Origin of the sequence: Streptomyces sp. NRRL S-87 (assembly GCF_000719335.1) — a bacterium.
Classification (GTDB): Bacteria; Actinomycetota; Actinomycetes; order Streptomycetales; family Streptomycetaceae; genus Streptomyces.
Window position 1 is genome coordinate 60,898 of sequence record NZ_JOGB01000025.1, and the last position, 14,335, is coordinate 75,232.

Below are 14,335 nucleotides of genomic sequence, written 5' to 3' on the forward strand. Positions count from 1 at the left end.
GCGGTTCCTGGGCAATATGCCCGCGCCGACCCCTGGATGTGCCGTGCCCCGGTTCAGCGTCATCGTGCCCGCGTACAAGGTCCAGGCCTACCTCCAGGAGAGCTTGGAATCCGTCCTGACCCAGTCGTACACCGACCTCGAAGTGATCGCCGTGGACGACTGCTCCCCGGACGCCTGCGGCGAGATCATCGACCGGTACGCGGCCCGCGACCCCCGCGTCACGGCCGTCCACCTCCCGCACAACCTCGGCCCCGGCGCGGCCCGCAACGCCGGCCTGGCCCGGGCCACCGGCGACTACCTGCTCCTCCTCGACGCCGACGACACCCTGGTGCCCGGCGCGCTCCAGGCCGTCGCCGACCGCCTGAAGGCCACCGGCTCCCCCGACGTGCTCGTCTACGACCACGCGCGCACCCACTGGACCGGCGAGACCGTCCGCGAGGGGCCCGCCGGCCGGCTCCGCGAGGACGGCCCCGCCAGCTTCCGGCTCACCGACCGGCCCGACCTGCTCGGCCCGGTGATGCCCCTCGGGGACAAGGCCTACCGGCGCGAGTTCATCGAGCGCGCCGGACTGTCCTTCCCGCCCGGCCTGTACGAGGACCTCCCCTGGACGTACCCGGCGCTCATGACCGCCGCCTCCCTCGCGGTCCTGGACCGGGTGTGCGTCCACCAGCGGCAGCGGCGCACCGGCTCGATCCTGTCCACCGGCACCCGCCGCCACTTCGACGTCTTCGCCCAGTACGACCGGGTGTTCGCCTTCCTCGCCGGCCGCCCCGAGCTGGAGCGCTGGCGCCCCCTCCTCTACCGGCGCATGGCCGACCACCTCACCGGGCTGTACTCCGCCCCCGACCGCCTCCCGCGCGGCTCCCGGCGCGAGTTCTTCCGCCGCGCCCGGGCCCAGCTGCGCCGCTACCGCGTCCCCGGCGCCGTACCCGTCCCCGGCGCCGTACCCGCCCGCGGCGCCCGGGTCCGGCACGCCCTCGTGCGGCTGGGCAACCACGACACGTACCGCGCCCTGACCACAGCGCGCGCCGCGTTCCTGCGCGCCCGCACGCGCGTCCGGGCGCTGGGCGGGCCGCTGCGCGACCGCCTGCTGCTGCTGCACTACCGGCTCCAGCGCCTGCTCCCGCTGCGCTCCGACCTCGCGGTGTTCTCCGCGTACGGGCACGGCGGCTACGCCTGCAACCCGGCCGCCGTCGAGGAGAAGCTGCGCGAGCTCGCGCCCCGGTTCCGCACCGCCTGGATCTGCGGCCCCGAGCACGACGCCACCGTGCCCGCCGCCACCGCCCGGCTGCGGCCCGGCTCGGCCGGCCACTGGAGCGCGCTGGCCCGGGCCGGGTACCTGGTCACCAACACCGACGTCGATCCCCGGTTCCTCCGCCGGCCCGGCCAGGTGCTGCTCCAGACCCAGCACGGCACCCCGCTCAAGCGCGTGGGCCTGGACCTGGTCGACCGCCCGGCCGCCGCCCCGGCCGCCGGCTTCGCCGGGCTGCTGCGCGGCGCCGACCAGTGGGACTACCTGCTGTCGGGCAACCGCCACTCCACCCTGGTGTGGGAGAAGGCCCTGCCCGCGGCGTACACCACCCTGGAGTACGGCTCCCCGCGCAACGACGTCTTCCACCGGGCGGGCCCCGCCGAGGTGCTGGCGGTCCGCGAACGGCTCGGCATCCCGCCCGGCACCACCGCGGTCCTGTACGCGCCCACCCACCGCGACTACCGGCGCAGCCGCCCCGACCACCTGGACTTCGAGCGGGTGCTGCGGGACCTGGGCCCGCGCTTCACGATCCTGGCCCGCGCCCACCGCGCGTACGGCGGCCCGCTCGGCCGCGACCCGCACCCGCGGCTGGTCGACGTCTCGGACCACCCCTCGGTGGAGGAGCTGTGCCTGGCCTCCGACGCGCTGGTCACGGACTACTCCTCCCTGATGTTCGACTACGCCTGCCTGGACCGGCCGATCGTGGTCCACGCCGATGACTGGGAGGCGTACGAGGCGGCCCGCGGCACGTACTTCGACCTGCGCTCCTTCCCGCCGGGCGCGATCGCCCGCACCGAGGACGAGCTGGTCGACATCTTCGCCACCGGCCACTGGAAGGGCTCCCGCTCGGCGCAGCTGCGGGCCGCGTTCCGCACCCGGTTCTGCCCGTACGACGACGGCCACGCGGCCGAGCGCGTGGTCCGCCGGGTCTTCCTCGGCCAGACCACCGGCCTGCCCCCGTTCGTCCCCCTCGAGGAGCGCCGTCCCGCCCCGGCCGCACCCGGCACCGGCCCCACCACCCCCGGCCAGCGCCGCGCCACCCCCGCCTACGACCGCCTGACGCTGGACTGACCGGCCGGACCGCGTCACCCGCGTCACCCGCGTCGAAGGACGTGCGGCGCGGTCGGCACGGGCCGTCGTCGTACGGGCAGCACCGGGCACGGAAGGCGGGGCGGGGAGGACGGCGGGCTCGGGACGGCACCCCTCGGGCGGCCCATCGGGGAGCGCCGGCGGGGTGTTCCCGCTGCCCCGTTCGGCCCAGTTCGGGTGACGCGCGGCCTCCGGACGGGTTGAGGTTGCGCGAGAACCGTAACCTTCGCCCCCTTCAACGCATTTCTGACCCTTCGTCCCGGAAGGCAGCACCTTTGAAGCCCCGCCTGAGCGTTGTCATCCCCGTCCACGACGTGGCCCCGTACCTGCTCGCGTGCCTGCGGTCGGTGGCGGGGCAGACGGAGCCCTCGCTGGAGGCGGTGCTGGTCGACGACGGGTCGACGGACGAGAGCGGGCAGATCGCGCGCCGGTTCGCCAACCGCGACAGCCGCTTCCGGTACGTCCGCCAGCCCCACGCCGGCCCGGCCGCGGCCCGCAACACCGGCGTCCGGCACACCACGCCCGGGGTCCCGTACCTGACCTTCGTCGACAGCGACGACCTGGTCGCGCCGGACGCGTACGAGCGGATGCTGGCGAGCCTGGACCGGACCGGCTCGGACTTCGCGACGGGCAACGTGTGGCGGATGCGCGGCCGCGAGTGCGAGCAGTCCTGGCAGTACCGGTGGCTGCGCGACGACCTGGAGGCCACCCACATCACCCGGCAGTGGGAGCTGCTGACGGACCGCTGGGCCTGGAACAAGGTGTTCCGCAGATCGTTCTGGGACCGGCACGACCTCGCCTTCCCCGAGGGCCGGCTCTACGAGGACGCCCCGGTCACGATCCCGGCCCACTTCCTGGCGGACTCCGTCGACGTGCTCCAGGGCCACGTGTACTACTGGCGGGTCCGGGAGGGCTCGCTCGCGCACCGGGGCGCGGACGTGGCGGGGGTGCGGGACCGGATCACGGCCTGCGAGGAGATCAGCGAGTTCCTGGCCCGGTCCGAGGCCGCCACCGCCGCGGGCACCGACCGCCCCCGGCCCGGGTCGGTACCGCGCTCGCCGCAGGCGGGCCCGTTCGGACGCACGTACGTACGACCGTACGGGCGGTCCTCCATGGAGGCCCTCGCCCGCCCCCGCACCGCGCCCACCGGCTCCACCGGCCACCAGCGCACGTACGACGCCTCCTGCCTGCGCGACGACTTCATGCGGTTCCTGCGCCGGCTCCCCGAGGGCAGCCCCGAGTACCGCGACACCCTGCTGGCCGGCACGGCCGCCTTCCTGGACCGGGCGGGCCCGGACATCACCGACGGGCTGCCGGTGGACCTGCGCGCCCAGTACCAGCTGGTGCGCGAGGGCCGGGTGCCCGAACTGCTCGACCTCATCGCCGAGGGCCCGGTCTTCGACGTCCGCCGCCACCACGCCGTCTTCCCCGGCGTGCCGCTGCCCACCGCCACGACCCGGCTGCGCGGCGCCACCGACCTGCCCGTGGTGGCCCGGCTGCTGTCCGCCACGTGGCTGCCCGAGGGCCGGCTGCGGCTCACCGGCTACGCGTACATCCGCAACCTCGGCGCGGCCGCCCCGCGGCTCCCGCTGCGCACCGGCGTGCTGCGCTCGGGCCGGCGGCTGCGCCTGGTGCCCACCCGCAGCACCGTGGCGGCGGAGGCCACCGAGCAGTCCGGGCAGAGCCGCCACAACTACGACGGCTCCGGCTTCTCCATGATCGTCGACCCGCACGCGCTGCGCGCCGGCGACTGGCACATCGGCGTGGTCAGCGGGCTGCGCCGGGCGGCCGTCCGGGCCCTGGACCCCGGCCAGGCCCAGCCGCTGGTCTTCGACCGGGGTCTGGGCACCCGGGTCACCCTGGACTTCACCGACGGCCGGGCGGTGCTGCGGGTACGCCCGTACGCGGGCCTGGTCACCGGCCACGAACTGCGCCCGGACGGCCGGCTGGCCCTGTCCGGCACGCTCTTCGCGCCCGCCAGCGGCCCGCAGGCCCCGGCCCAGCTGCGCGTCGGCCGGCCGGGCGGGGAGGCCGTGGTGGTGCCCGTGGCGGTGGACGGCCCGTCCTTCACGGCGCTGCTCGACCCCGCCCTGCTGTACGACGCCCCGCCCGCACCCGCCCGCCGGCCGGAGTCGCTGCCGGCCCCGGACGGCGAGGTGTGGACGGCCGAGCTGGTGCGCGAGGACGGCACCCCGGCCGAACTGGCCGCCTCGCCCGCGCTGACGCCGGGACGCTACCCGCTGTGCGTGCTCACGGACCCGTACGGGCGGCTCACCCTGGAGGTCACGGAGCGGCCCCTGCTGGACTCCGCCGCCTGGGACCCGGACACGGGCACCCTGACCCTGGCCGGCACCTGCCCGCCCGCGGTGACGGCCGCCGAGCTGGTGCTGCGGCACACGGCACTCCACGAGGAACTGCTCGTGCCGCTGGCCCCGGTGCGCGGCAGGTTCACGGCGTCCCTCGCGCCGGGGGGCGGGCCCACGGGCCGGAGGGCGGGGGCACGGAGGGCCACGAGCGCCGGAACCCCCGCCCGCAGCCTGCGCGAGGGCGAGTGGGCGGCGTACCTGCGCGAGCCCAGCGGCACCGAGCACCGGCTGCGCATGCTCGCCACCACCGCCCAGGAACTGCCGCTGCACTTCACCGTCGGCGTCCGGGAGTTCACGGTCGGCCGACGGCACGGCGACCGGCTCCACCTCACCGCCGGCTCGCTGCTGCCGCGCGCCGAGCGGGGCCCGTACCGCCAGCGCATCCTGCAGACCGCCCACTACCCCGCGCACCGCTCCCGGCCCCTGCACGACGCGGTGCTGTACGCCGAGTCGCCGGCGGCCCGCGCCGTACACGCCGAACTGCTGCGCCGCGGCACCGAGGTGGAGCACCTCTGGGTCACCCACGACCAGCGCCTGGACCCGCCGCCGTCGGCCACGCCCGTCGAACTGCACAGCGGTGCCTGGTACGAGGCACTGGCCCGGTCCCGCCGGATCGTGACGGCCGCCGACCTGCCCGACTGGTTCGAGAAGCGGGCGGAGCAGACCGTCGTACGGCTCTGGCAGGGCACCCCGGTCAAGCGGGTGGGCGCCGACCTGACGGGCGGGCTCTACGCCGACCACCGCAGACTGGAGGCGCTGCCCCGGCTGGCCCGCCAGTGGTCGGTGCTGGTCTCGCCGAGCCGGTTCGCCACCGGCGTGCTGCGCCGGGCACTCGGCCACGCCGGCGAGGTGCTGGAGGCCGGCTCCCCGCACAACGACCTGCTGCTGGCCCCCGACCGGGAGAAGGCCGCGGACGAACTGCGCCGGACGCTGGACCTCCCGGCCGGGGCCACGGTCGTGCTGTACGCCCCCACGTTCCGCGACCACCTCGCGCACGGCGAGGCCGGCACACCCACCGCGGCCGAGGGCCCGTTCGGCTTCGACCCGAGCCGCCACCTGGACCTACCGGAGCTCGAACGGTCCCTGGGCTCCGACCACGTCGTCCTGGTGCGCCGGCACCCCCTGGCCACCGGACCGGCACTCCCGCGCACCCCGTTCCTGCGGGACGTCTCCTGGCTCCCCGACCCGGCGGCCCTGCTGCTGGTGGCCGACGTGCTGGTCACCGACTACTCCTCCCTGATGTGCGACTTCACGCTCACGGGACGACCCGTACTGCTGCACACCCCGGACCTGGAGGACTACCGCGACCGGGTGCGCGGCCTGAGCCTCGACCTGGAACGGCAGGCCCCGGGCCCGCTGCTGCGCACCACCCCCGAACTGTGCGCGGCCCTGCGCGAGGCACCCGCGGTCCGCGCCCGCCACGCGGACGCCTACGCTTCGTTCCGGTCCGCGTACTGCGACCTGGACGACGGCCGGGCGGCCGCCCGCGTGGCGGACCGGCTGATGGCTCCGTGAACCCGGTGAACCCCCGGACCCGGAACCCCTTGGGCCCCGGACCTACCTGAGCCCGGACCGCCCATGCCCGCCCACCGGTGAACAGTGCGCGCCCAGCCACACACCCGCACGCCCGCCACAGCCGCACGCCCGTCCCGCCCGTCACACCCGCGGGACGGCCCCCAGCCCGGCCACCACCGCGCACGCCAGTTCGTCGAGGTACCCCGGGGGCAGGTCCTCCCGGATCACCACCAGACGCCAGTACAGCGGTCCGATCACCAGGTCCAGCGCCCGCGCCGGCTCGGTCCCCGCGGGGAGTTCGCCACGCGCGACGGCGGCCCGTACGACGTCCGCCGCGATGCCCTCCTGGCCCTGCGTCAGCACCCCTCGCACCGCCTCGGCGATCTCCGGGTTGCGGGCGGACTCCACCAGCAGGTCCGGGATCACCTGGGAGGCCACCGGGTGGCGCAGCAGCTGGGCCATGACCTCGAGCAGCGCCCGTACGTCGCCCTGGAGCGAGCCCGTGTCCGGCGCGGGCAGCCCCTGGGCGGCGAACGCCGAGACGAGGTCGAGGACGAGGTGGAGCTTGGAGCGCCAGCGGCGGTAGACGGCGGTCTTGCCGACGCCGGCGCGCCGGGCGATCGCCTCGATGGACATCTTGGAGAACCCGACCGAGGCCAGTTCCTCGAAGACGGCGGCCCGGATCGCCTCGGTGACGTCCTCGCGCAGGACGGCCGCTCCGGCGGGCGCACGGCGGGCGGACTGCGGGGCGGCGGCGGGCTCGGTGGTCATGCGCACGAGCATAGCGGGGGCTCTCGTCACGACGATACGGTTGCGTCCCGACGTGAGAGCGCCCTACCCTCCACGTAGCGACGATACGGACCCGTCCCGTCGTCACCATCGCGCGACCACCGCCGCACCACACCGCGGCACCCACCACCCCAGCCGCGCCACACATCCGCACCACCCCAGCCGCACCACCCCAGCCGCGCCACCCCAGCCGACCGTCGAAAGCGACCTCCTCGTGAGCCTGACGACCGCGCCACCACCCCCTTCCGCCCCGCCCGGCCCCACCCGGGTGCGACTGCCGAGGAAGCCCCCGTCCCCCGGAGCCGCACGGCTGGCCGCCGCACACGGGCTGCGCGTCAGCGGCGAGCGCCCGGGCCTGTCCGCGTACGCCCGCCAGCTGTGGGGGCGCCGCCAGTTCGTCGCCGCCTTCGCCACGGCCCGGATGAACGCCACGTACAGCACGGCCCGGCTCGGCCAGGTCTGGCACCTGATGACGCCGCTCCTCAACGCCGCCGTCTACTACCTGATCTTCGGCGTCGTCCTGGACACCAGGCAGGACACCCCCCAGTTCATCCCGTACCTGGTCACCGGCGTGTTCGTGTGGGACTTCCTCTCCGGTGCCCTCAACTCCGGTACCCGCGCGGTCTCCGGCAACCTGGGCCTCGTACGGGCCCTGCAGTTCCCCCGCGCCGCGCTGCCCCTCTCGACCGTCGTGCAGCTGTTCCAGCAGCTGCTGGTCACCATGGGCGCCCTGGTCCTCGTCCTGCTCGCCTTCGGCCAGCCGCCCCGGCCGTCCTGGCTCCTCGCCCTTCCCGCGCTGCTGCTGCTCGCGGTCTTCTGCGCGGGCTGCGCCCTGGTCATGGCCCGGATCGGCAGCCGGACCCCGGACGTGTCGCAGCTGATGCCGTTCGTGCTGCGCACGTGGATGTACGCCTCCGGCGTGATGTGGAACATCAGCCACACCCTCCAGGAGCACCACGCGCCGCAGGCGGTCCTGCTCGCCTTCCAGTGGAACCCCGCGGCCCTCTTCATCGACCTCATGCGCTTCGCCCTGCTGGACAGCTTCCACGCCGGCCGGCTGCCCCACCACGCCTGGGCCCTCGCCGTCGGCTGGGCCCTGCTTGCGGGCGTCGGCGGCTTCGTCTACTTCTGGAAGGCCGAGGAGGAGTACGGCCGTGGCTGACACCCGCATCCCCACCGTGATCGCCGACGACGTGCACGTCGTCTACAAGGTGCAGGGGGCCGGCGGCGGCCGCGGCAGTGCCACCTCCGCCCTCAGCCGGATCGTCAGCCGCCGCGAGCGCCCGGGCGTGCGCGAGGTGCACGCCGTCAGGGGCGTCAGCTTCGTCGCCTACAAGGGCGAGGCGATCGGCCTGATCGGTTCGAACGGCTCCGGGAAGTCCACCCTCCTCAAGGCCATCGCGGGCCTGCTGCCGACCGCCGCCGGCCGGATCTACACCGACGGCCAGCCCTCCCTCCTCGGTGTGAACGCGGCCCTGATGAACGACCTGACCGGCGAGCGCAACGTCATGCTCGGCGGCCTGGCCATGGGGATGACCAAGCAGCAGATCCAGGAGCGCTACCAGGAGATCGTCGACTTCTCCGGCATCAACGAGAAGGGCGACTTCATCTCCCTCCCGATGCGCACGTACTCCTCGGGCATGGCGGCCCGGCTGCGCTTCTCCATCGCCGCCGCCAAGAGCCACGAGGTCCTGATGATCGACGAGGCGCTGGCCACCGGCGACGCCCGCTTCCAGCGGCGCAGCCAGCAGCGGATCGAGGAGCTGCGCAAGGAGGCCGGCACGGTGTTCCTGGTCAGCCACGGCATCGGCACCATCCGCGAGACCTGCGACCGGGCGATCTGGCTGGAGTCGGGGGTCCTGCGCATGGACGGCCCCACCAAGGAGGTCTGCGACGCGTACGAGGCCTTCACGCGCAAGAAGTAGGGCCCGGGCGGGGTGAGGCCGTACGCCGGCGACCCCCCGGGACGCCGAGGGCCCCCGGACCGCGGCAGCATCCGCGGTGGTCCGGGGGCCCTCGGGGCGTTCAGCGACTAGCTGTGCGTCCGCAGCAGCGTCCGCATCGTCCGCATCGCCACCGACAGGTTCGCCAGGTCGAAGTCGTCCGAGCCCTGGATCTCCTCCAGCGTGGTGCGCGCCCGGCCGATGATCGCCGCGTTCTGCTCCTCCCAGGCCTTGAACCGGTCCTCGGGGGTCGCGCTGCCGTTGCCCACCGACAGCACGTCGGCCGTGAGCCCGGCGTGCGCGGCGAACAGGTCCTCGCGGATGGAGGCGCGGGCCATGGACTGCCAGCGGTCGGCCCGCGGGAGCTCGATGATCCGGTCCATCAGCTGGGTGATGTCCAGCCGGTCGGCGAGGTCGTAGTACACCTCGGCCACCGACAGCACGTCCTTGCCCACGCGGTCGGCGATCGCGACGATGTCGAGCGTCGGGAAGGCCGAGGAGAAGCCCGCGACCTTGACCGCCAGCTCGTCCGGCACGCCCGCCTCGGTCAGCTCGTCGAGGACGAGCTGGTACCACTCCAGGTCCGCGCCGCGCACCAGTTTGGGCAGGTCCGCCCAGACGGTGGAGACCCGCTCGCGGAAGAACTCGATGGTCTCGGTCACCTGGAGCGGCTGCGGGCGGTTGTTCAGCAGCCAGCGGGTGCCGCGCTCGACCAGGCGGCGCGAGTGCAGCCGGATCCGGGTCAGGACGTCGGCCGCGACCTGGTTGTCCAGGGCCTCGACGGCGTCCCACACCTCGGCCATGTCGAAGATCTCGCGGGCCGCGAGCTGCGCCCGGACGATCTCCTCCAGGGAGGCGCCGCTCTCCTCGCGCAGGCGGTGCAGGAAGGTCGAGCCACCGGTGTTGATGGTGTCGTTGACCAGCACCGTGGTGATGATCTCCCGGCGCAGCGCGTGGCCCTCGATCTGCTCGGGGAACCGCTCGCGCAGGGCCTGCGGGAAGTACGCGAACAGCAGGCGGCGCAGGTACGGGTCGTCCGGCAGGTCGGTGTGGATCAGCTCGTCCGCCGCCGTGATCTTCGTGTAGGCGAGGAGGACGGCCAGCTCGGGCTGGGTCAGCCCCTTGCCGCTGTTCAGCAGCTCGCGGATCTGCCGGTCCGCGGGCAGGAACTCCAGCGCCCGGTCCAGCCTGCCCTCGCGCGACAGCCGGCGCATGAAGCGCTGCTGGGCGTGGAGCAGGCTGGGGGCCTGGGCGCTGCCGTTGGCCAGGGCCGTGTTCTGCGCGTAGTTGTTGCGCAGCACCAGGCGGCCGACCTCGTCGGTCATCTCCGCGAGCAGCTTGTTGCGCTGCTTGAGGGTCATGTCGCCGTCCGCGACCACCGCGTTCAGCAGGATCTTGATGTTCACCTCGTGGTCCGAGGTGTCCACGCCGGCACTGTTGTCGATGGCGTCGGTGTTGACCTTGCCGCCGGTGCGGGCGAACTCGATGCGGCCGAGCTGGGTCAGGCCCAGGTTGCCGCCCTCGCCGACGACCTTGACGCGCAGGTCGCCGCCGTTGACGCGGATGGCGTCGTTGGCCTTGTCGCCGACGTCCGCGTGGGACTCGGTGCTGGCCTTGACGTACGTACCGATGCCGCCGTTCCACAGCAGGTCCACGGGGGACCCCAGGATCGCCTGCATCAGCTCGGCCGGGGTCATCTTGGTGACGCCGGCATCGATCCCGAGGGCCTCGCGCACGTGCGCGTTGATCGGGATGGACTTCGCGGAGCGCGGGTGGATGCCGCCGCCCGCTGACAGCAGCTCCGTGTCGTAGTCCGCCCACGAGGAGCGCGGCAGCTCGAAGAGGCGGCGGCGCTCGGCGTACGAGACGGCCGCGTCCGGGGTCGGGTCGAGGAAGATGTGCCGGTGGTCGAAGGCGGCGACCAGGCGGATGTGCTCGGAGAGCAGCATGCCGTTGCCGAACACGTCACCGGACATGTCGCCGACGCCGACGACGGTGAAGTCCTGCGTCTGGGTGTCGTGGCCCAGCTCGCGGAAGTGCCGCTTGACCGACTCCCAGGCGCCGCGGGCGGTGATGCCCATGCCCTTGTGGTCGTAGCCGGCGGAGCCGCCGGAGGCGAACGCGTCGCCCAGCCAGAAGCCGTACGCCTCGGCCACGCCGTTGGCGATGTCGGAGAAGGTCGCGGTGCCCTTGTCGGCGGCGACGACGAGGTACGTGTCGTCCTCGTCGTGGCGGACGACGTCCTTCGGGGGCACGACCTCGCCGGCGATCATGTTGTCGGTGATGTCGAGCAGCGCCGAGATGAAGATCTTGTACGAGGCGATGCCCTCGGCCAGCCACGCGTCGCGGTCCACCGACGGGTCCGGCAGGTTCTTCGCGACGAAGCCGCCCTTGGCGCCGACCGGCACGATGACGGTGTTCTTGACCATCTGCGCCTTGACCAGGCCGAGGATCTCCGTACGGAAGTCCTCGCGGCGGTCGGACCAGCGCAGGCCACCGCGGGCGACCTTGCCGAAGCGCAGGTGGACGCCCTCGACGCGCGGCGAGTACACCCAGATCTCGAACGCCGGGCGCGGGGCCGGCAGGTCCGGGATGGCCTGCGGGTCGAACTTCATCGAGACGTAGGAGTGCGGCTGGCCCGCCGAGTCCGTCTGGAAGAAGTTGGTGCGCAGGGTCGCCTTGATGAGCGTGAGGAAGGAGCGCAGGATGCGGTCCTCGTCGAGCGAGGCGACCTGGTCCAGGGCCCCGTCCAGCTCCTCCAGCATGGCGTCGATCAGCTCGGTGCCCGCGGCCTGGCGGCCGGGGGACATCCGGGCCTCGAAGAGCGAGACCAGCAGCCGGGTGGTGTGGACGTTGTTGCGGAGGGTGTCCTCCATGTAGTCCTGGCTGAAGGTGGAGCCGGCCTGGCGCAGGTACTTGGCGTACGCGCGCAGGACGACGGCCTGCCGCCAGGTCAGCCCGGCGCTCAGCACGAGGCTGTTGAAGCCGTCGTTCTCCGCCTCGCCCATCCAGACCGCGGCGAAGGCCTCCTGGAAGCGCTCGCGGGCGTCCTCGCCGAGGTCGCCGTTGCCGCCCACGGCCGGCATCCGCAGACCGAAGTCGTAGATCCACGCCTGGGTGCGGTCGGCGCAGCGCAGCTCGTACGGGCGCTCGTCGGTGACCTCGACGCCGAGGCGCTGGAGGACCGGCAGGACCGCGGACAGGGAGACCTGCTCGCCCCGGCGGTAGATCTTGAAGCGGCGCTCGCCGGCCCCGGCGTGCACCGGCTCGTACAGGGAGAGGGCGAAGCCGCTGTCGGTGGCCTTGAGCCGCTCCAGGTGGACCAGGTCGGCGACGGCGGCGCGCGGCGAGTGGTCGCCCTTGTAGCCCTGGGAGAAGGCGTCGCCGTAGCTGCGCATCAGCTCGGCGGCGCGCTCCTCGCCCAGCTCGTTGACCAGCGCCTCCTGGAAGCCGTCGGCCCAGGAGCGGGCCGCCTCGACCAGGCGGGCCTCGATGCGCTCGGCGTCGGCGTCGGTGAGGTCGGGCAGCACCGTGCCCTGCGGGACGCGGACGACGAAGTGGATCCGGGAGAGGACCGACTCGGTGTTCCAGGCCGTGAAGTCGACGCTGGATCCGTTCAGCTCCTCCTTGAGGATGTCCATCAGGCGCAGCCGGACGCCGGTGGTGAACCGGTCGCGCGGCAGGTACACGAGGGCCGAGTAGTAGCGGCCGTACTCGTCCTGGCGCAGGTACAGCCGCAGCCGGCGGCGCTCCTGCAGGTACAGGACGGAGGTGACGATCTCGCGGAGCTTCTCGACCGGGGTCTGGAACAGCTCGTCGCGCGGGTAGGTCTCCAGGATCTGCAGCAGGTCCCGGCCGTCGTGGCTGGACGGCGCGAAGCCGGCCAGCTCCAGGACCTCGGCGACCTTGCGGCGGATGACGGGCACGCGGCGCACCGACTCGGTGTACGCGGCCGAGGAGAACAGGCCCAGGAAGCGGCGCTCGCCGACGACGTTGCCCGCGGCGTCGAACTTCTTGACGCCGACGTAGTCCAGGTAGCTCGGGCGGTGCACGGTGGCGCGGCTGTTGGCCTTGGTCAGCACCAGCAGGCGGTGCTCGCGGGCCTTGGCGCGGGCGTCGGCGGGCAGCCGGTTGAAGGACGGCGAGACCGGGTGGCCGTCCTCCTTGCCGTGGTGCGGGTCGGCCCGCAGGATGCCGAGACCGGTGCCGGGGACGGCGGCCAGCGAGTCGCCGTCGACCAGGTTGTACTCGCGGTAGCCGAGGAAGGTGAAGTGGTCGTCGGCGAGCCAGCGCAGCAGCTCCCGGGCCTCCTCGACCTCGTACTCGTGCAGGTCGGTGGCGACGTGCTCCTCGGGCAGGCCGTCGGCGATGCGCAGCGCGGCGTCGCGCATCTTCTCCCAGTCCTCGACGGCCTCGCGGACGTCCGACAGGACGCGCAGCAGGTCGGCGGTGATCTGCTTGAGGTCGGCCTTGTCGGTCTCGCGGTCGGTCTCGACGTGGATCCACGACTCGACGAGCGCGTCGTGCGGGCGGGCGGTCTTCGGGCCGTGCGCGTCGCAGTCGGGGCCGAGGATCTCGATGAGCTTGCCGGTGACGTCGCGGCGGACGACGACCTGCGGGTGGATCACGACGTGGATGCCGCGGCCCTGGCGGGAGAGCTCGTTGGTGACGGAGTCCACGAGGAAGGGCATGTCGTCCGTGACGACCTCGACGACCGAGTGGCTGGAGGTCCAGCCGTTCTCCTCGACCGTGGGGGTCTGCACGCGGACGTTCGCGGTGCCCTGGGGGCGGTTCTCGGCGAGCCGGAAGTGAGAAAGGGCGGCACCGAAGACGTCGACCGGGTCCCGGTCCAGGAGGTCCTCGGGTGCGGTGTGCAGGTAGTAACGCTGGAGGTACGAGAGCAAGGTGCCCTCGTCGGGCCGCTCCCTCTGCTCGGACCCAGTCGGAAGTGTCCCCCCGACCGGGCTGTTCTCAGCGACCCGGGCGGCCCGTGCGAGCAGCTCGGCCTTTGCTTCGTCCAGCTTGGTCTGCATGTCCTCTGGCTCCTGTCGCGCGCCGTTGCGTGACGTAAGGGAAGAAGGGTGTGGCGCAGCGCCGCGACACGGGATGTCCGGCCCCGTTCGACGCTATGCCGTGGGAAAGGGCGGCCGGAAAGGAATCAGCCAAGATCGGCGAGGGCTTCCGGCAGCGGGAATCAGCGACTGCCCGGACGCGTAGGCGTGCCGGGCGCAGGCCGGGGGCTGCGCTGCCCCCGAGGGATATCGCGCTGATCACGGGTCCTAGGCTATCTCGCCTTCCCCCCACCGCGTCATGAGCTGCATGTGTACAAAACCCTGGCGGTAACTTTGACACTCTGGACAGCGACGGCGGGCCCAGTGCCC

The 14,335-nt window shown here is 73.4% G+C and carries 6 protein-coding genes; 4 read left to right on the forward strand and 2 right to left on the reverse strand.

The features are described from left to right. Positions 1 to 16: 16 nt before the first annotated feature. Positions 17 to 2,323, forward strand: coding sequence for a bifunctional glycosyltransferase family 2 protein/CDP-glycerol:glycerophosphate glycerophosphotransferase (locus tag IF43_RS0117915; RefSeq protein WP_051795584.1), 2,307 nt, complete (start codon positions 17 to 19; stop codon positions 2,321 to 2,323). 293 nt (positions 2,324 to 2,616) lie between these two features. Beyond that, positions 2,617 to 6,222: a CDP-glycerol glycerophosphotransferase family protein gene (locus IF43_RS0117920; protein WP_030201275.1), complete on the forward strand. Its 3,606-nt coding sequence runs from the start codon at positions 2,617 to 2,619 to the stop codon at positions 6,220 to 6,222. A gap of 141 nt (positions 6,223 to 6,363) precedes the next feature. On the opposite strand, the gene IF43_RS0117925 is transcribed toward IF43_RS0117920, so the two are convergent. Continuing rightward, positions 6,364 to 6,993 carry a TetR/AcrR family transcriptional regulator gene (locus IF43_RS0117925; protein WP_234332276.1) on the reverse strand — a complete coding sequence of 210 codons (630 nt, stop codon included), beginning with the start codon at positions 6,991 to 6,993 and terminating at the stop codon, positions 6,364 to 6,366. A gap of 286 nt (positions 6,994 to 7,279) precedes the next feature. On the opposite strand from IF43_RS0117925, the gene IF43_RS0117930 reads away from it, so the two are divergent. Then, positions 7,280 to 8,173, forward strand: coding sequence for an ABC transporter permease (locus IF43_RS0117930; RefSeq protein ID WP_051795586.1), 894 nt, complete (start codon positions 7,280 to 7,282; stop codon positions 8,171 to 8,173). Then, positions 8,166 to 8,936 (forward strand): ABC transporter ATP-binding protein, encoded by a 771-nt coding sequence (locus IF43_RS0117935; RefSeq protein ID WP_030201284.1) that lies wholly within the window; start codon positions 8,166 to 8,168, stop codon positions 8,934 to 8,936. The genes IF43_RS0117930 and IF43_RS0117935 overlap by 8 nt, the downstream gene beginning before the upstream one ends. Positions 8,937 to 9,043: 107 nt before the next feature. Here IF43_RS0117935 and IF43_RS0117940 read toward each other — a convergent pair whose 3' ends face one another. After that, positions 9,044 to 13,987: an NAD-glutamate dehydrogenase gene (locus IF43_RS0117940; RefSeq protein WP_030201289.1), complete on the reverse strand. Its 4,944-nt coding sequence runs from the start codon at positions 13,985 to 13,987 to the stop codon at positions 9,044 to 9,046. Positions 13,988 to 14,335: the final 348 nt, after the last annotated feature.

Excerpts from the sequence above, each read along its gene's own strand:
- IF43_RS0117915 (WP_051795584.1), top strand. The coding sequence starts at position 17 with ATGCCCGCGCCGACCCCTGGATGTGCCGTGCCCCGGTTCAGCGTCATC.
- IF43_RS0117925 (WP_234332276.1), bottom strand. The coding sequence starts at position 6,993 with ATGACCACCGAGCCCGCCGCCGCCCCGCAGTCCGCCCGCCGTGCGCCC.
- IF43_RS0117940 (WP_030201289.1), bottom strand. The coding sequence starts at position 13,987 with ATGCAGACCAAGCTGGACGAAGCAAAGGCCGAGCTGCTCGCACGGGCC.